This window comes from Acidovorax benzenivorans (assembly GCF_028680575.1).
GTDB classification, from domain to species: Bacteria; Pseudomonadota; Gammaproteobacteria; order Burkholderiales; family Burkholderiaceae_C; genus Acidovorax; species Acidovorax benzenivorans.
Genome location: NZ_JAPCKI010000003.1, coordinates 202,966 through 220,905, shown reverse-complemented (window position 1 = coordinate 220,905; position 17,940 = coordinate 202,966). Strand labels below are relative to the sequence as shown.

The window sequence follows — 17,940 nt, the reverse complement described above, 5'->3', positions numbered from 1 at the left end:
TGGATCCAGATTATGACCGCAGGGCTTGGCGCAATGCGGGGCCGGCGAACCATCCAGACGCTATAACAACAAGAGCAGCTCCCGCGCATTGAAAAAGCGCTTGAACCTGTTTCGATCCAGAAATTTCAGCAGATGCATCTCCAGCAAGACCCAGCCAATGCGTCACGGCCACCAAGGCCATCAGCACGACAAAGGGTGCCAACAATGCCCTCACCGGCACCCAGCGCCGCATGGCAGACACGCCCAACGCCCCCCAGGCCACCACAGCGGCAGCAAGGAAACCCGCGTTAAGCGCCCACATCAGCTGATGCCCCGCCGTACGACCCACGCCCCCCGCAACGAGGACTACCGCCAGGGCCAGCGCATAGGCCAGCACCGCAAAGCGCATGCGCCCTATGGTGGCCAGAATCGTCAAAGCCACGGCTAAAAGCGCTTGCGGCAACAAGCCCCATGCGCCCACGCTGCCCCAGGCTGCAATCTGCACCAACGATGAGGCTTGCATGCGCCCCCAGCCGAAGAGCACACTGGCAATAGCGGGCGCGCCCACCAACAGCGCTGCCGCCGCTGCGCAGGCCAATGTCCAGGCCAATGTCAGGGCACCGCGCACGGCGGCTGTCATCGCGTCCGCATTGGAGTTATCGGAGTCGGTTTGCCTCCCGTAGGCGCGGGCAATGGCGGGGAAAGCCAGCGAAGCTACCAATTGGATTGCCAAAACCAACGGCAACTCCACCAGTTTCCATGCATAGTTGAAGGTGGCTAGAGCCCCCTCACCCGTACCGGAGGCGAAAGTACGGGCCACGAAGGGCAAGGTCAGCGGCAGACCTGCACCCAAGACTGCCCACATCCAGATGCGCCAGCCGGGCAATGAGCCAAGCGTTGTGGAAGAAGATACCGAAAACTTGCTGTGGTGGTACAGCGGTCGCATGCGCCATCCTTGCCACAACAGCCTCATGAAAACTGCGACCAACAGAAATACACCCAAAGTTGGTACCGCCCCTGCGCCCGTCGCTGATCCACGCGTACTCCAGAAGAACAGCGCAACAATCAGCACGCTGTTGACCACCAAGTTCGCGCTATACAGGCCTAGAAAATCCCTCTCATGCTGCAGCCGCGTTGCCCATAGCCCCGCCAGCATAGCTGCTGGCAAGGCAAGAGCACTCCAGACCATAGCTTGATTGACTGAGCTCTGAAGGGAAACCGATACCCCTGGCACCAGCAAGGCCCCCAATGAACCATGGGCCGCCACCATCACGCCTGCCAGCAGGATACTTCCCCACAGCAGGTATCTGGCCACCCGATTTTGTGTGGCGTTCTGATGCGCAGCCGACGCCCCCGCCCAATGCGGCAGCAGAACATAGGCCAACGCGCCACTGACGAGCACGCCTGCAAGCCAATCAGGCAGGGTCAGCATGACGATGGCCACGTCTGCCATGCCTGAGCTGCCAAAAGCAGCAGCCAGTGCTGTTTCGCGCAACACCCCCAACACGCGGCTGGCAAGCAGCAATAGCAGCGAAAGGAGGCCAGCTTTAAGGAACATGCGGCAAATTATCCGGGCTCAGGCGGGCACAAGCTCCCCACGGCACGTGCAAAAAACTAAAATCACGGGTTTTGGTTCGAACAACGCCTCTGAACGCCTCCATTTGCGGGCGGATCTCCATGTCTGACAACACCACCCCCCTCCCCTCCCAGGACGACAACCAGCTCATCGCAGAGCGCCGCGAAAAGCTCCGCGCTCTGCGCGAAGCCCAGGCCAGCGGCGGTAGCGTTGCCTTCCCCAACAATTTCAAGCCTGCCCACAAGGCTGCCCAGTTGCACCTGGAACACAGCGCTGCCACAAACGAGTCCCTGGAAGCCACGCCGGTAAACGTCTCCGTCGCAGGCCGCATGATGCTCAAGCGGGTGATGGGCAAGGCCAGCTTCGCGACGATCCAGGACGGCTCGCTAGGCGAAGTGGGTGGGCGTATCCAGCTCTATGTGACCCGTGACGCCGTGGGCGAAGAGTTGTACGCGGCCTTCAAGCACTGGGATCTGGGCGACATCGTGGGTGCCGAAGGCACGCTGATGAAGACCAAGACCGGCGAGCTGTCGGTCAAGGTGACCAGCCTGCGCCTGCTCACCAAGAGCCTACGCCCCCTGCCCGACAAATTCCACGGTATGGCCGATCAGGAGCAGAAGTACCGCCAGCGCTATGTGGACCTGATCACCGATGAGCAGGCCCGCAAGCGCTTCGTGGCTCGCAGCAAGGCCGTGAGCGGCCTGCGCGATTTCATGGTCAGCCATGGCTTCCTTGAAGTCGAGACGCCCATGCTGCACCCGATCCCCGGCGGTGCCAACGCCAAGCCGTTCGTCACGCACCATAACGCGCTTGAGCAGGAGATGTACCTGCGCATCGCGCCAGAGCTGTACTTGAAGCGCCTGATCGTGGGCGGTTTTGAGCGCGTGTTCGAGATCAACCGCAGCTACCGCAACGAAGGTATCTCGGTGCGCCACAACCCCGAGTTCACCATGATGGAGTTCTACGCGGCGTACTGGAACTACCTGGACCTGATGGACTTCACCGAGACGCTGATCCGCGAAGTGGCCCTCAAGGCGACGGGATCGCTGCAGCTAACCTACCAGGGCCGCCCCGTGGACCTGTCGCAGCCGTTTGCCCGCCTCACCATTCGCGAAGCCATCTTCCAGTACACCGAGGCCGGTGCCCATGTGGATGATGCCGCCTGGCTCATCAGTGCATTGAAGAAGCTGGGCATGACCGAAGAGAAAGACAAGCTCTCGGCACGCACGCTGGCCAGCCTGCAGGTGCTGTACTTTGAAGAAACGGTGGAAGACAAGCTCTGGCAGCCCACCTTCATCATGGAGCACCCGACCGAAATATCGCCCCTGGCGCGTGCCAACGACACCCGCCCTGAGGTGACTGAGCGCTTTGAGCTTTACATCACCGGCCGCGAGTTCGGTAACGGCTTCAGCGAGTTGAATGACGCCGAAGACCAGGCCGCACGCTTCCATGCCCAGGTGGCCGCCAAAGACAGTGGCGACGACGAAGCCATGTTCTACGACCATGACTTCGTGCGCGCGCTGGAATACGGCATGCCACCCACGGGGGGTTGCGGCATTGGTATTGACCGCCTCATGATGCTGCTGACTGACAGCCCCAGCATTCGCGACGTGATCCTGTTCCCTGCGCTGCGCCGCGAGTCCTGAGGCCTGGTTTGCGTCGGAGGGCGGTCTTTGATCGCCCATCCCAGGTCAACAGGCACCAAGGAGACACACCGTGCCCTTCAACGCCAGCATCGCCCCCAACCCGGCCCATGAGCACCCGCCTTCGGGCAATGCCTTTTCGGTGCTGGTGGTCGAAGACCAGCGCTCCGTGCGCGCGGTGCTGGTGGCCGAACTGCGGCGAGCAGGCGTGTCAGACATCTTTGAGGCGCCCGAGGGCCTGGCCGCGCTACACCTGTTCAAGAAGCATCGGCCCGATCTGGTACTGCTGGACATCAAACTGCCGGGCCAGGATGGCTACTGGGTGGCGCAGCAGATGCGCGAGAGCGAGGCGGGTGACTGGACGCCCATCATCTTCCTGTCGGGCCTGGACAACGAGCTGGATGTGTGGCGCGGCATTGAGGTAGGAGGCGACGACTACCTCGTCAAACCCGTCAAACCCATCGTGCTCATGGCCAAGCTGCGCGCCATGCGGCGCCTGCTAGACATGCGCCGCCGACTGGTGTCGATGTCGGCCGAACTGCATGCCGCCAACCAGCGGCTCAATGAGATGGTGGAAATCGATGCCCTCACGGGCCTCGTCAACCGCCGAGGGTTCGACCGCATCCTGCACAACGAGATCCTGGCCGCGCGCCGGGACGGTACGCCGCTCACCCTGATGCTGTGCGACCTGGACTACTTCAAGCTCTTCAACGATGCCAGCGGCCATCTGCAAGGCGACGCCTGCCTGAAAGAGGTGGGACGCCTGTTGCGCGAGGTCTGCGTGCGCCCCCGGGATGTGGCTTCGCGCTACGGGGGCGAAGAATTCACCCTCATCCTGCCCAACACGCCGCGCTCGGGGGCCATGACCTTTGCACGCGCCCTGGGGCAGCTACTCAAGGTACGTGCCATTGCGCACGCTGCGTCCCCGCTGGGTGACACACTGACGCTGTCGGGTGGCATCACCACCTGCGTGCCCGACAACAACACCAACGCCGAAAGCATGATCATGCGTGCCGACCAAGCGCTCTATGCAGCCAAGGCCCAGGGCCGCAACCGCTTTTTCAGTTTTGAAATGCAGATGGACACCGTGGAGCAACTGCGCAATTGAGTTTCTTTCACTTCTTTTCGTTTGACGCGACCGAACGCAGCGCCCATACCGCCGTCTCCCGCATGCAAGTTCTGAAAACCCGACTGCCCGAATGGATGCAGGACTGGCTTGAGGTCATCATTCCTGGTTCGCAGATCCTGCTGATCCTGTTTGCCGCCTGGCTGTTGCAGCGCACACTGCGGCGTCTGGTGCGCCGTGCCAGCGCGCACTACCAGTTGCCCAATGAACTGCTGGTGCCCATCAACGGCATGATCCGCTGGCTCATCATTGCCAGCGCCCTGCTGCTGATATTGGAGCGGATGGGGGTGTCGGCCACCGTGCTATGGACCGCCTTCACCGGGTTTGCCACCGTGGGGGCCGTGGCGTTTTTCGCGGCCTGGAGCGTGTTGTCCAACCTGTTCTGTGCGCTGCTGATCTTCACCGTGAGGCCCTTCAAGATTGGCGACTACATCGAGGTGCTCGACACCGCCGAAAAGCCTGGCGCGAAGGGGCGCGTGGTGGACATCAACCTGCTCTACACCACACTGGAAGACCACGGCGCAGCAGCCGGTCACGCGGCTTGGCTGCAGATTCCGAATGCGCTGGTGTTCCAGCGCGTGGTGCGCAGGTTTCAGGGGGAGCCACCACCCACGGCCCCACTTGCCACTGCTACGGATGCGGTAGCCAACGCCTCACCGGCCGCACCGACGCCTGTTACGCCAGGGCCTTTCAACACGCCCTAGCGGGTAACCGCGCGGCACCGCACGGGGTGGCGCCGTACCGGGCACACCACCATCGGCAGGTCAGGGCAACAGGTCCAGCGCCTGCAGGTAGGCGGGCTGGTACATCAGTTCGTCCCAGGCCTGTGGCAAGGTTTCGGGCAGCAGCGCCAGGCGGCGGGATTCGCTGTCCACACTCGGCTGCCAGCTACCCTGCTTTCGGGCCTCTGACAGACCTTCGATGAGCTCATCCACGGCCTTGCCATCACCCACGCTCTGGTTGCACAGCAGCACCAAGTCGCAACCTGCCTGTAGCGCTGCCACAGCTGCGTCGGCGTAGCTGACCACCTGGCCGTCCAGGCGTCGAGCGCCTTCCATGCTGAGGTCGTCGCTGAAGATCGCACCGTCAAAACGCATCTCGCGGCGCAGGATGTCTTGCAGCCAGCGCTGCGAAAAACCAGCAGGACGGCTGTCCACCTTGGGATAGATCACATGAGCGGGCATCACGCTGGTGAGCGTGCTGCTCAGCCAGGGGTACGGAGCGGCGTCATCGGCCAGGATGGCCTTGAGGCTGCGTTTGTCCACAGGCACTTCGGTATGCGAATCGGCCTTGACGAAGCCGTGGCCAGGGAAGTGTTTGCCGCAGTTGGCCATGCCCGCCTGCAGCAGGCCGTGCATGAGGCTCTTGGCAAGCAGCGCCACCACACGGGGGTCGCGGTGGAACGAGCGGTCGCCGATCACACCGCTTTCGCCCCAATCGAGGTCCAGCACCGGTGTGAAGCTGAAGTCCACGCCGCAAGCACGCAGCTCGGCCCCGAGCACGTAACCTGCCGCCGTGGCTGCGTTAGTGGCCCGCAGCGCGCCGCTGCCGGGCACAGCCTTGGCGCCCTTGCCGTCATCCATCCACATCGCGCCCAGGGCGCGCATGGGCGGCAAGTGCGTGAAGCCGTCGGTGCGAAAGCGCTGCACTCGGCCGCCTTCGTGGTCCACACAGATCAGCAGGTCGTCGCGCACGGCCTTGATGCTGCTGGTGAGCTGCAGCAGCTGCGCACGGTTTTCCCAGTTGCGAGCAAACAGGATGACGCCACCAGTGAGTGGGTGCACCAGGCGGCGACGGTCGTCGGCGCTGAGGGTGGTGCCAGCGACGTCGAGGATGAGGGGGGCGTGTTCAGTCATGGGAGGCTTCAAGAATCAATTTGCTACATTATTAATAGCTAATAGCGCATATAAATAAAGCGCTTCAGTGCTATTTGGCTTGAATTTTTTCTACCACACAGAAGCTGGCGGCGTAGTCAGTCTCGTCGGTCACGCTCAGGTGCGCCTGCAGGCCTTGGGCCTCAAACCACTCCTTGAGCGCGCCGTGCAGAACGATCACGGGCTGGCCACTGCGCAGTTTGGCCACCTCGCAGTGGCGCCACGTCATGGGCATGCGCATGCCCAGGCCAATGGCTTTGCTGAAAGCCTCCTTGGCAGAGAACCGGGTGGCCAGGTAGCGCAAACCCCGGTCGGGCCAGCGCGCGCTGCGTTCGCGCCAAGTGGCCAGTTCGCCCTCGGCCAGCACTTTTTCGGCAAAGCGGTCGCCATGACGGGCCAGGCTGGCCGCAATGCGGCGCACGTCGCAGATGTCGGTACCGATGCCGTAGATCATGAAATATCAATAAAAATAGCTGGTAGCGCCCGAAGAATATGCACCTGCAGCTATCAAATCAGGAGTTATCAGCACCGACAAAGCCTTGGGCAATGCAGCCCAGGTAAGCCTGCACGGTTGCGGCGTAGCCCAGCTCCAACGCATCGGCGATCAGCGCATGGCCAATCGAGACCTCCTGCACGCCCGGCACGTCGCGCACAAAGGCTGCAAGGTTGTCCCGGTTGAGGTCATGGCCCGCGTTCACGCCCAGCCCTGCGTCCAGCGCCGCCTGGGCGGCTGCGGCATAGCGTTTCAGCTCCATCGCCTGCTGTGGCGAGCCCCAGGCGGCGGCGTAGGGCTCGGTGTACAGCTCCACCCGGTCAGCGCCCACAGCCTTGGCGGCGGCCATCTGCTGGGGCACCGGGTCCATGAAGAGGCTCACGCGCACGCCCAGCGCCTTGCATTCGGCCACCAGCGGCGCCAGGCGCTCGGTATCTTGCGGAAAGCTCCAGCCATGGTCGCTGGTGAACTGGTCTTCGCTGTCGGGCACAAAGGTCGCCTGGTGGGGGCGAACCTGGCGGATGAAGTCCATCAGGTTCTGCGACGGATTGCCCTCGATGTTGTATTCGCGGTCGGGCCAGGCCTTCATCAGCGCCGCCAGCTCATACACGTCCTGGCCGCGGATGTGGCGTTCGTCGGGCCGGGGGTGCACCGTGATGCCCTGTGCCCCCGCCTGCAGGCACAGCTCAGCCGCGCGGGTGACGCTGGGAATGCCCAGGTGCCGCGTGTTGCGCAACAGGGCCACCTTGTTGACGTTGACAGACAAGGCGGTGCGCTGAGGAGAATGGGAAGATGGGTTCATAGGGCCTGCAAATCGATCATGAGCTGGCGGGTGCGCAGCATCGGGCTGCCGCAATGGTATTGCAGCAGGGTACGCAGCTGCGGCTTGAGCTCGGTTGCCACGGGGGCACATGCGCGCAAGGTGGCGGTGTAGCTGGCCACATCATCCAGGCCACGCTGCAAAGCCAGCCACTGGCGGCCCAGCAGGCCTGCGCGGTCCGCTGCAGACGCCGCGCGCAAGCCCCCTTCGGGCACCAGGGTGTAGCGGGTGTCGGGCTTCAAGGGGGCGAAGGTCATGGTCTGCACGTCCAAGCCCGGCAACAAGCCGATCTCTCGCAGGAGGAGGAGCTCAAAACTGCGTAGCACCGCCTCCAGCGCATCGCCGTGTTCGCTGGCCAACACGCGCACCACCCCGGCATAGGCATCAAACAATGCCGGGTGCGGGTCTGCCCTTGCCAGCAGGCGCAGCAGCAGTTCGTTGAGGTACATGCCCGACAGCAGTGCGTCGCCCGTGGGCATCACATGCCCCCCCACCCATTCGGCGCCCTTGAGCGTATGGATGTCCGCATGGCCATCGCCTGTGAGCGTGTACGTCACCAGCAAGGGCTGCAGCGGCAGCAGCACCGGGCGGAAGTTGGAGCTGGGCTTCTTGGCCCCTTTGGCCACCAGTGCGGTTCGCCCTTGCTGGCGACAGAAGACCTCCAGGATCAGGCTGGACTCGCTCCAGTCGTAGCTGTGCAGCACGAACGCAGGTTCATCGGAGATGCGTTTGGCAACGGCCACGGTGCTGCAGGGAGAGGTGGTGTGGAGGGATCATCGCCCCTGACACCTGCCGTCGTGCGGGCTGGCCGCCAGCCAGGCAGGAAGGTCAGGGTTCAGGACTCACTCGTAGCCAAAGGAGCGCACACGGGCTTCGTCGTCCGCCCATCCGGAGCGGACTTTGACCCACAACTCCAGGAACACCTTGGCATCCATGAGCTTTTCCAGCTCCTGGCGGGCCTCGGTGCCAATGCGCTTCAAACGCTCGCCCTTGTCGCCGATGACCATCATCTTGTGGTTGTCGCGCTCAACCACGATGGTGGCGGCAATCTTGACCAAGCGTTTGTGCTGCTTGCTCTTTTCTTCGTCGAACTTGTCGATGACCACGGTCGAGGTGTAGGGCAGTTCGTCGCCCGTGAAGCGAAACAGCTTCTCGCGCACGGTTTCGGAGGCCAGGAACTTCTCGCTGCGGTCGGTCAGTTCGTCCTCGCCGTACCACCAGGCTTGCTCGGGCAGGTATTTGGCGCAGATGCCAAACAAGCGCTCGATGTCGCCCTTGTTCTTGGCCGACATGGGCACGAACTCGGCAAACGGGTGGCGCTCCTGCATGCTCTTGAGCCAGGGGGCCAGCTCTGCACGGCGGTGCACCATGTCCAGCTTATTGGCCAGCAGCAGCGTCGGGATGCCGGGCTTGAACAGCGACAGCACCTTGGCGTCAGCCAGCGTGAAGTTGCCTGCCTCCACCACAAAGAGGATCAGGTCCACGTCGCCAATCGCGCCCATCACGGTCTTGTTCAGCGACTTGTTGAGCGCAGTGGCATGCCGGGTCTGGAAACCTGGGGTGTCCACAAAAATGAACTGCGTCTGCTCCAGCGTGCGGATGCCCGTGATGCGGTGGCGCGTGGTCTGCGCCTTGCGCGAGGTGATGCTGATCTTCTGACCGACCAGAGCATTGAGAAGTGTGGACTTGCCCACGTTGGGCTTGCCGACAATAGCGATCACACCACAGCGTTGGCCGGGCACAGCAGCCGGAGCCCCTGCAGCAGCCAGCATGGCTTCCAGATCGTTTTGCACCGGGGCGCCTTCAGCGCCCTCGTCAGCAGCTACATCTTTGGTAGCGTCATTCATAAATTCTTTGCTTTCAATGTGACCAGCATGGCCGCAGCGGCGGCTTGCTCGCCCGCCCGGCGGGACCCGCCGATGCCACGCTCGGTCAGGCCCAGTTCGGGAATATCGCACTCGACGTCGAAGGTCTGGCGGTGGGCCGCACCCACCGTCGCCACCACCTTGTACTGCGGCAGTTTCATTTTGCGGCCCTGGAGCCACTCCTGCAACGCGGTTTTGGCGTCCTTGGACGCCGCCTGCATCTGCGGGTTGATCTCCACACCCTGAAAAAGACGGTGCACCAGGGCTTCTGCGCTAGCGTAGCCTGCGTCCAGATACACCGCCCCAATCAGGGCTTCCAATGCGTCCGCCAGGATGGAGGGACGCTGCTGCCCCCCCGACTTGGCTTCACCCTCGCCCAGACGCAGCACTTCGGACACTTTGAGCCGCAGTGCCAACTGGTGCAGGGTGTCCTGCTTGACCAGATTGGCACGCACCCGCGAGAGGTCTCCCTCGGGCAAGGCGGACAACCGCTGGTACAGCAGGCTGGCCACCGCCAGGTTCAAAACGGAGTCGCCCAGGAATTCAAGCCGCTCGTTATGGTCCGCAGAGAAACTGCGGTGTGTGGTGGCACGCTGGAGCAGCGAAGGATCGGCAAACACATGCTGCAGTCGATCCTGCAGCGCTAAGAGACCGGGCTGCACCTAGTTGGTCTGCGCTTCAAGGCGGTAGACCAGATAGGCTGGGCCCGCCAGGGGAATCTCGCGCGAGTATTTGAACGACACCACCACCTTGTCGCCCCGCTTGGTCACCTCAAGGTCTGACCCTTTGATGGACTTGATGTCGTCAATGGCCGCAGCACGGTCAAACGCCGCGCGCACCCCAGGCACTGTGCTCTCCACCTTGGCCTTTTCAATCGCTTTCTTCGCAGAGGTGTACTCCAGGAAAATTGGCACTGACTGCCCGCCGATGGCAAACGCGGCCACCGCAATCAGCCCCACAAAAATCAGCCCAAAAAACGACAGCCCGCGCTGGCGCGAGCGGCTTGCGGTGCGATGTGTCTTCATCAATGACCCCCTCAATGTTGTGTATGACCGCTCGCGCTCAATGGAACGCGCCGATGCGCTTGAGACTACCGAAATTCATCCAGACAAAAAAGGCCTTGCCCACAATATTGCCCTCAGGCACGAACCCCCAGTAACGGGAATCCAGCGAGTTATCGCGGTTATCGCCCATCATGAAGTAGTGCCCCTCCGGTACCTTGCAGGTGACGCCTTCCACACTGTAGCGGCAGTTTTCACGATAGGCAAAATTGCTGGCGCCTTGCACAAAGGCGGGTACATCAGGGTTGTTCAACAGCCGATGTGGCTGGTCTCCCAGTTGCTCTTCAAATTGCTTGAAGTACCGCATCGAGTCTTCTTCAAAGAATTCGGGCAAGGCCTTGGTGTCAACGGCTTTGCCGTTGATGGTGAGGCGCTTGTTGATGTAGGCCACCTCATCGCCCGGCACCCCTACCACGCGCTTGATGTAGTCCATGCTGGGTTGTGGTGGATAACGGAACACCAGAACATCGCCGCGCGCTGGCCTGGTGCCCTCGGTCAATCGAGTGTTGATGACAGGCAACCGGATGCCGTAAGTGAATTTATTCACAAGAATCAGGTCGCCCACGAGCAGGGTTGGGATCATGGAGCCGGATGGAATCTTGAAGGGCTCGAAAAGAAACGAGCGCAAGAAGAACACCGCAGCGATCACCGGGAACAACCCCGCCGTCCAGTCCAACCACCAAGGTTGCATGAGGATGTGGCCCTTGGCTTCCTGCACATCCACATCTACCTTCTGGATCCCCATACGATCAAGTTCTGCACGCCGCTCGATGGCTGCATCCTCGATGGCCTGCGCCGCCCGGCGCCGCCGGGGCAGAAAATAAATGCGCTCAGCCAACCAGTAAACGCCGGTGACGACCGTCGCCAGAAACAGGAGCAGCGCAAAGTTGCCCTCGATAGCGCCGGCATACCAGGCACCGATATAGCCAACGAAGCCCGCCAGCACCAGTGACGTCAAAATTTGCATGAATTGCATCAGTCTTCCACCTGCAAAATGGCCAAAAACGCCTCTTGTGGCACCTCGACCGATCCGATCTGTTTCATGCGCTTTTTGCCTGCTTTCTGCTTCTCAAGAAGCTTGCGTTTGCGGGTGATGTCGCCCCCATAACATTTGGCCAACACGTTCTTTCTCAGCGCCTTGATGGTCTCGCGCGCAATGATGTTGGCCCCGATGGCGGCCTGGATGGCCACGTCGTACATCTGACGGCTGATGATCTCGCGCATCTTGGCAACCACCGCGCGTCCACGGTACTGCGACTGCGAGCGGTGCACGATGATGGACAAGGCATCCACCTTTTCACCGTTGAGCAGGATATCGACCTTCACCACATCGGAGGCGCGGTACTCCTTGAACTCATAGTCCATGGAGGCGTAGCCGCGCGAGACCGATTTGAGCTTGTCGAAAAAGTCCAGCACGATTTCACCGAGCGGCATTTCGTAAGTGAGCATGACCTGGCGACCGTGGTACGCCATGTTCATCTGCACACCACGTTTCTGGTTGGCCAGCGTCATCACCGGCCCCACATAGTCCTGCGGCATATAGAGGTGCACAGTCACGATGGGCTCGCGGATTTCCTCCAAACGTCCCTGGTCGGGCATTTTGGAAGGATTCTCGACCATGATCACTTCGCCATCGGCCTTGACCACTTCATAGACCACGCTGGGTGCGGTCGTGATGAGGTCCTGGTCGAACTCGCGCTCCAGCCGCTCTTGCACGATCTCCATGTGCAGCAGTCCCAGAAAGCCGCAGCGGAACCCAAAGCCCAGCGCCTGACTTACCTCGGGCTCGTAGTGCAGCGAGGCGTCGTTGAGCTTGAGCTTTTCCAGGGCGTCGCGCAACGAGTCGTACTCGCTGGCTTCGGTGGGATAAAGACCTGCAAACACCTGGGGCTGGATTTCCTTGAAGCCCGGCAGCGCTTCGGTGGCGGGTCCCGCGTTGTTGGGGAGCTTCTTTTCGAGCGTGATGGTGTCGCCCACCTTGGCGGCCTGCAACTCCTTGATGCCAGCAATGATGTAGCCCACCTGCCCCGCGTCGAGTGAGTTGCGCGGCTCGTTGGCAGGGGTGAACACCCCCAGGTTGTCGGCGTTGTACACCGCGCCCGTGGCCATCATCTTGATGCGTTCGCCCTTAAGCAAACGGCCATCCACCACACGCACCAGCATGACCACGCCCACATAACTGTCGAACCAGCTGTCGATGATCATCGCGCGCAGTGGACCGTCGGCATTGCCACGTGGTGCGGGCACCTTGGCCACAATCGCTTCCAGAATCTCATCGATGCCCATACCGGTCTTGGCAGAGCAAGGAATCGCGTCGGTGGCATCGATGCCAATCACATCTTCGATTTCGGCCTTGGCGTTGTCCGGGTCGGCATTGGGCAGATCCATCTTGTTGAGCACCGGCACCACTTCCACACCCAAGTCCAGCGCGGTGTAGCAGTTGGCCACGGTCTGTGCTTCAACCCCTTGCGATGCATCCACCACCAACAGCGCGCCCTCACATGCAGACAGCGAACGACTCACTTCATAAGAAAAGTCCACGTGCCCCGGCGTGTCGATCAGATTGAGGTTGTAGACCTGTCCATCTTGAGCCTTGTACTGCAGCGCAGCGGTCTGCGCCTTGATGGTTATCCCACGCTCTTTTTCGATATCCATCGAGTCCAGAACCTGGGCCTCCATCTCACGGTCTGCAAGACCTCCGCACCGCTGAATCAAGCGGTCGGCAAGCGTCGACTTGCCATGGTCGATGTGCGCAATGATGGAAAAATTTCTGATGTGATTCATCAACGGAAAGCGTCAAGTGATTGAATTAAAACAGCGCGCACAAGAAAAAAGGGCGCGTCGAGTGGCGACGCGCCCTGAACCAACAATCATTGGCAACTGCGATAGTTGGAGCTTCATTGTAGGCAAAAAGGCCGCCCGAAAAAGCCCACCCTTCGGTATCCGAGGGAAGTTGCCAGGGTGCAACAGGAATTTTATGCACAGTTTATACACAGTCTGCACAAGTACAACGCTGGACAACTTGTGGGTGAGCTGTGGATCAACTGTGTATGGCACAAAAACATCCCACATCGTGAACAGAGAGCCAGTCGATATGCAGATAAGCGTTGAACGCAAGTCTCTATTCTATCGAAACTGGTTGATGGACCTCTAAAAAGTTAGCAAAAGCTAACATCTAGACAGATCAAGACACTGCCAAATGCTCCGCAAAAAGGTCATCACCTACCGCAATGGCCCCCTCACGAGGTAGGGAATCGCCCGGTGCCGAGCCATCCACTTTTGGGTAGCGTGACGCTCACTTGCCGGGACGAATCAGCGCGTACTGCGCCCACTCACCACGGCGATACAGCACGTTGATGGACTTGTTCTTATCGGCCTTAGACAGCACGGACTCAAACTCCTTCACGCCCGACACTTCGGTGTTGGCGACCGACAAGATGATGTCCCCCTCCCGCAGGCCGGCGCGTGCTGCCGCGTCTGTGGCGGTAGCCACCACCACTCCGCCCTTGAGCTTGAGTTCTTTCTTCTGGACATCCGTCAGGTCCGTCACCGACAAGCCGATTTGCTGCGCAGCGGCAGAGGCTTTGGGCTTCTCCTCGCGCTCGGTCACTTTGGTGGCTGGCTTGTCAGGCTCAATCTCCGCGATGGTGATGGCCAGATCACGAGACGCACCGCGACGGAACACCGTCACCGAACTGCGGTTGCCTGGTTTGGTGTTCCCCACCAGGCGCGGCAGGTCTGCCACTTTCTCGATGGGCTTGCCATCGAAGCGCGTGATGATGTCGCCCGCCTCCACGCCCGCTTTATCGGCAGGCGACCCTGCCTCCACACCAGTCACCAGGGCACCTTGCGCCTTGCCCAGGCCAATCGACTCAGCAACATCCTTGGTGACTTGCCCGATCTGTACACCGATACGGCCACGCGTCACACGACCCGACGCTCGCAGCTGCTCACTCACACGGATGGCCTCGTCCATGGGAATGGCGAACGAGATACCCATGAACCCGCCCGAGCGGGAATAGATCTGGCTGTTGATGCCCACCACCTCCCCACGCATGTTGATGAGCGGCCCACCAGAATTTCCGGGGTTGATAGCCACGTCTGTCTGGATGAAGGGCAGATAGTCTCCCGTATCACGCTGCTTGGCACTGACGATGCCCGCAGTGACCGTGTTTTCCAGCCCAAAGGGCGAGCCGATCGCCATTACCCACTCACCCACGCGCAGGCGGCTCACATCCCCCACTTTCACAGCAGGCAGCCCAGACGCCTCAATCTTCACCACGGCAACGTCGGTGCGCTTGTCTGCGCCCACGATGCGCGCCTTGAACTCGCGCTTGTCGGTCAAGGTCACGATGACCTCGTCGGCACCTTCAACCACATGCGCGTTGGTCATCACAAAACCATCGGAGGTCAAGATGAACCCCGAGCCTACGCCGCGTGGTTGCGGCTCTTCTTCCTGCTGAGGCCGTTGGGGCCGCTGCTGACGTGGAGCATTGGGGATGGGCACTCCGAACCGGCGAAAGAACTCCAGCATCTCTTCGTCCATGCCATTGGCATTGGCCCGACTGGACGCTTTCTCCACGGTGCGGATATTGACCACTGAAGGCCCCACCTGGTCCACAAGATCGGTGAAGTCCGGCAAACCTCGAACCAACGGCGCGGATTGTGCCAACGCCGCATGAGGCACTACCGAGGCGGTGACCAGACCGCCCATCAGGCATGCCACTGCCACCGAACGCAACATACTTCCATCAAACTTCGGCATCTTCGACCTTTCTTGATTCTTGGCGAATGCTGTTCATGAATTGTGTGTGACTGTGAAGAGTGTGGCGCCAAATGGTTCCCCGGGCGTGTGGCGCGCTTCATGTCCCCACAGCCCGGAACAGACCCGAATGTGGTGGGCCCAAGAATCTGCACTACGGCCGTCAGCGCAGGCGGTCCAGTTGGCCCACAAAAAGACGCAAGGTCTGCAATGGAACCTCTCCCACCGCAGTGAGCCACATGTCTGACGGCCCACGCTGGGCCAGCAACTGTGTGGCACCCATGCTGGACAGCTGGGGCTGCACGGGATGGCGCTGTGGGTCGAAGGGCTCCATGAACAAAGATACCGAGGCCAGCCCGTCGGAATACAGACACTGCAGAACACTGGGGGCATCCGGCGCATCAGACACCGCCCTTCGGTGGCAACTGACAGGCACAAAACCCGCGACGGGCTGCCGCAAGGCCCAGCCCTCGGCCTTGGCCGTCGTCTTGACCACGGAAGGTGCCACCACCTTGTAGCCCGAAATGGCATCCATCAGACGCGACAGCTGATCGACCTTCACCGGAGCATTGAGATCCAGCTCGGAAAAAGCCGCTTGCTCCAAGACCCTACCGTCAGCAGCCAACGTCTGCAGTTTCACCACCAGCCCGGTTTCGCGCTCGCTCCAGAGCCGGTAACCGAAGCGCAGGGTATCCGTAGGCTGAAACCAGACCACGTCCGACACAAAGCCAGCCACCCGCTCCTGCCCCAGCAGGCGGGGTGTGTAGAACTGGGCGATCGATGTGCCACTGACCACAGGTACGCGCGGAAAGAGCCCGGACGCATCGCGACGGTCTGACCGCACAACACGCGCCTGGGGCAGGAAGGTACGAACCTCGTCATTACGGCGATAGACCGTGCGCGGTGTGCCACTGAGCGATTCGACCCGCTCTAGTTGTTGCCGACCATCACATGCATGCCAGATGCGCGAGCTGGACATGGCCCCGTTGGCCGACAACACCACAAAGGTCCCGGCATAGGCGCGGCTGCAGGGTGCGTTGTGCATGCGCTCGACCCACTGCACCATATCGCGCTCTGCCACTGCGCTGGCAGGTGACTCGGAAGATGCAGCGGGAGCCCCCGCAGCAGGCGCCACACACAACCCGCACAGCGCGGCCGCTATCAACGAGCCAAGCCGTCGAACCCGGGGAATTCCAAAGACCTTCGCTACTCCAGAGGGGTTCATCACACCATCTCAGCGCCAGAAATTACCATCCACGATTCAGCGGCCGGGGGTCTCAAAGGTGGCGTTGCGCAAGAAGCCAGCAGGCATTTGCAAGGCCGATGTACTGCCAAACTGCTTATGAGCCGCCAGCAACTCGTCCAACCGAGGGTCCCGGATCATCACCTGCTGGCCGTCTGCATCCGCAACAGCCACAACGGGTGCCCCTTGGGACGCCGCGCGCTCAGGGGCAGCAGCTAACTGCGCCCCCGCCCCGCCCACGCCCTGGAGTTGGGAGAACGAAGTCCAGCCAATGGCTGCCACGGCGGCCAGTGACGCAAAACCCGCCACCATCTTCCAACGGAACACCGAAGCGTTGGCGGCCACAGGCAGATTGGCCGCCACGATGTCCAGTTGGGCGGGAACCTGGGGACGCTGTGGCGGAGCCTCTTTGGCAAGCTCTTCGCGCAAGCGGGAGAGAAACGCTGGATTCGCTGGCCGCGCCAAGTCCGAAGAGCGCAACACATCTCCCACGAGGTGATATACCTCCCACGTGTCGCGTCCCTCATCTTCTGCCGCCCAGGCCAGCGCCGCCGCGAACTCATCGCCTTGCAGTTGTCCATCCGCCAGCGCCGATAGCTGTTCGCCCCGCCCCCCCCCGGGCAAGCTGACACCCGCCGAGGCATTGATACCTGTTTCCGCCTTGTTCATTCGATCACCTCACCACCGTTTGCCCGACTGGTTTTCGAGCAAGGGACGCACTTTGGCCGAAATGGCTTCGCGCGCCCGGAAAATTCGAGATCGCACCGTACCGATGGGACACCCCATCGCGGTGGCAATTTCTTCGTAACTGAGCCCCTCGATCTCCCGCAACGTGACCGCTTGGCGCAGATCGTCGGGCAAGGCCTCCATGGCTGCATTCACGACCTGGGCAATTTCCTGGGCCGCCAAGACAGTTTCGGGGGTTTCGTCGCTGGTTAGTTCGTGTCCAAGGCGGGAAGTTTCATCTTCGTCCTCGGAACCCCGGAAGGCATTTTCGGAAATGACCGGATTGCGCTTCATGTCCATCAGCGCCTTCTTGGCTGTGTTGACGGCAATCCGGTACAGCCAGGTGTAGAACTGGGCGTCGCCACGAAACTGATGCAGCGCCCGGTAGGCGCGAATGAAGGTTTCCTGCGCAATGTCCTGAACCGAGTCCGTGTCGCGCACCATGCGCCCAATCAGACGTTCGATGCGGCGTTGGTATTTGATGACCAGCAATTCATAGGCGCGCTGGTCGCCCGCTACCGTGCGCTCCACCAGTTGGAGGTCGCTATCTTCGGAGGGGGAAGGCGGAATGACAGTCATGGATACTCAGGATTCACGCCCTGCGGCAGCTTGCCGGGCGGTTTCGTCAGCGTTGACAACGCCCGATCTGGCGCGCGAATATACCGCACGACGCAAGTCCATCCAGCGCTCTGGCTGACTGGAGCGCTCCAGCCACAACCACAGAGGCGAATGTCCGACGGGCAAGGCGCGCACCCACAGATACCCCTGCAAG

At 61.4% G+C, this 17,940-nt stretch carries 17 protein-coding genes; 3 read left to right on the top strand and 14 right to left on the bottom strand.

Going from position 1 to position 17,940, the window contains the following annotated elements; translation table 11 throughout:
• Window positions 1–10: 10 nt before the first annotated feature.
• Complete coding sequence (locus OIN59_RS06880) at window positions 11–1,537, bottom strand: lipid II flippase MurJ (protein ID WP_274108539.1); 1,527 nt, start codon at window positions 1,535–1,537, stop codon at window positions 11–13.
• Between the two features lie 119 nt (window positions 1,538–1,656).
• On the opposite strand from OIN59_RS06880, the gene lysS reads away from it, so the two are divergent.
• From lysS to OIN59_RS06865, 3 genes are all read left to right on the top strand, one after another.
• Window positions 1,657–3,201 (top strand): lysine--tRNA ligase, encoded by a 1,545-nt coding sequence (gene lysS / locus OIN59_RS06875; protein ID WP_274108537.1) that lies wholly within the window; start codon window positions 1,657–1,659, stop codon window positions 3,199–3,201.
• A gap of 70 nt (window positions 3,202–3,271) precedes the next feature.
• Entirely contained in the window at window positions 3,272–4,306 is a 1,035-nt protein-coding gene (locus OIN59_RS06870; RefSeq protein ID WP_407655066.1) for a GGDEF domain-containing protein, read from the top strand.
• A 62-nt stretch (window positions 4,307–4,368) separates the two neighbouring features.
• Window positions 4,369–5,028: a mechanosensitive ion channel family protein gene (locus tag OIN59_RS06865; protein ID WP_274108535.1), complete on the top strand. Its 660-nt coding sequence runs from the start codon at window positions 4,369–4,371 to the stop codon at window positions 5,026–5,028.
• 60 nt (window positions 5,029–5,088) lie between these two features.
• On the opposite strand, the gene nagZ is transcribed toward OIN59_RS06865, so the two are convergent.
• The 13 genes from nagZ to rpoE all read right to left on the bottom strand — a co-directional run bounded on the left by nagZ (window position 5,089) and on the right by rpoE (window position 17,747).
• Complete coding sequence (gene nagZ, locus OIN59_RS06860; protein WP_274108533.1) at window positions 5,089–6,180, bottom strand: beta-N-acetylhexosaminidase; 1,092 nt, start codon at window positions 6,178–6,180, stop codon at window positions 5,089–5,091.
• A gap of 70 nt (window positions 6,181–6,250) precedes the next feature.
• Window positions 6,251–6,652: a holo-ACP synthase gene (gene acpS, locus OIN59_RS06855; protein WP_274108531.1), complete on the bottom strand. Its 402-nt coding sequence runs from the start codon at window positions 6,650–6,652 to the stop codon at window positions 6,251–6,253.
• A gap of 58 nt (window positions 6,653–6,710) precedes the next feature.
• Window positions 6,711–7,493: a pyridoxine 5'-phosphate synthase gene (locus tag OIN59_RS06850; protein WP_274108530.1), complete on the bottom strand. Its 783-nt coding sequence runs from the start codon at window positions 7,491–7,493 to the stop codon at window positions 6,711–6,713.
• Window positions 7,490–8,254 (bottom strand): DNA repair protein RecO, encoded by a 765-nt coding sequence (gene recO, locus OIN59_RS06845; protein ID WP_274108528.1) that lies wholly within the window; start codon window positions 8,252–8,254, stop codon window positions 7,490–7,492. The genes OIN59_RS06850 and recO overlap by 4 nt, the downstream gene beginning before the upstream one ends.
• A 99-nt stretch (window positions 8,255–8,353) precedes the next feature.
• On the bottom strand, window positions 8,354–9,358 hold the full coding sequence (era, locus tag OIN59_RS06840; RefSeq protein WP_274108526.1) for a GTPase Era: 1,005 nt from the start codon (window positions 9,356–9,358) through the stop codon (window positions 8,354–8,356).
• Window positions 9,355–10,038 (bottom strand): ribonuclease III, encoded by a 684-nt coding sequence (gene rnc, locus OIN59_RS06835; protein ID WP_274108524.1) that lies wholly within the window; start codon window positions 10,036–10,038, stop codon window positions 9,355–9,357. Before rnc ends, era begins: the two co-directional genes overlap by 4 nt.
• Window positions 10,039–10,401, bottom strand: a complete 363-nt coding sequence (locus tag OIN59_RS06830; RefSeq protein ID WP_274108522.1) for a DUF4845 domain-containing protein — start codon at window positions 10,399–10,401, stop codon at window positions 10,039–10,041.
• A 37-nt stretch (window positions 10,402–10,438) separates the two neighbouring features.
• The gene (gene lepB, locus OIN59_RS06825; protein ID WP_274108519.1) at window positions 10,439–11,413 is read right to left on the bottom strand and encodes a signal peptidase I; all 975 of its coding nucleotides are present in this window, start codon (window positions 11,411–11,413) and stop codon (window positions 10,439–10,441) included.
• The gene (gene lepA, locus OIN59_RS06820; RefSeq protein WP_121943428.1) at window positions 11,413–13,221 is read right to left on the bottom strand and encodes a translation elongation factor 4; all 1,809 of its coding nucleotides are present in this window, start codon (window positions 13,219–13,221) and stop codon (window positions 11,413–11,415) included. The genes lepB and lepA overlap by 1 nt, the downstream gene beginning before the upstream one ends.
• Before the next feature lie 511 nt (window positions 13,222–13,732).
• Window positions 13,733–15,202, bottom strand: coding sequence for a Do family serine endopeptidase (locus OIN59_RS06815; protein ID WP_274108516.1), 1,470 nt, complete (start codon window positions 15,200–15,202; stop codon window positions 13,733–13,735).
• A gap of 160 nt (window positions 15,203–15,362) precedes the next feature.
• Window positions 15,363–16,424 carry a MucB/RseB C-terminal domain-containing protein gene (locus tag OIN59_RS06810; RefSeq protein WP_274108514.1) on the bottom strand — a complete coding sequence of 354 codons (1,062 nt, stop codon included), beginning with the start codon at window positions 16,422–16,424 and terminating at the stop codon, window positions 15,363–15,365.
• Window positions 16,425–16,460: 36 nt separating this feature from the next.
• A complete protein-coding gene (locus OIN59_RS06805) occupies window positions 16,461–17,111 on the bottom strand; it encodes a sigma-E factor negative regulatory protein (protein ID WP_274108512.1) in 651 nt (216 codons plus the stop codon).
• 9 nt (window positions 17,112–17,120) lie between these two features.
• Complete coding sequence (rpoE, locus tag OIN59_RS06800; RefSeq protein ID WP_056646232.1) at window positions 17,121–17,747, bottom strand: RNA polymerase sigma factor RpoE; 627 nt, start codon at window positions 17,745–17,747, stop codon at window positions 17,121–17,123.
• Window positions 17,748–17,940 lie beyond the last annotated feature (193 nt).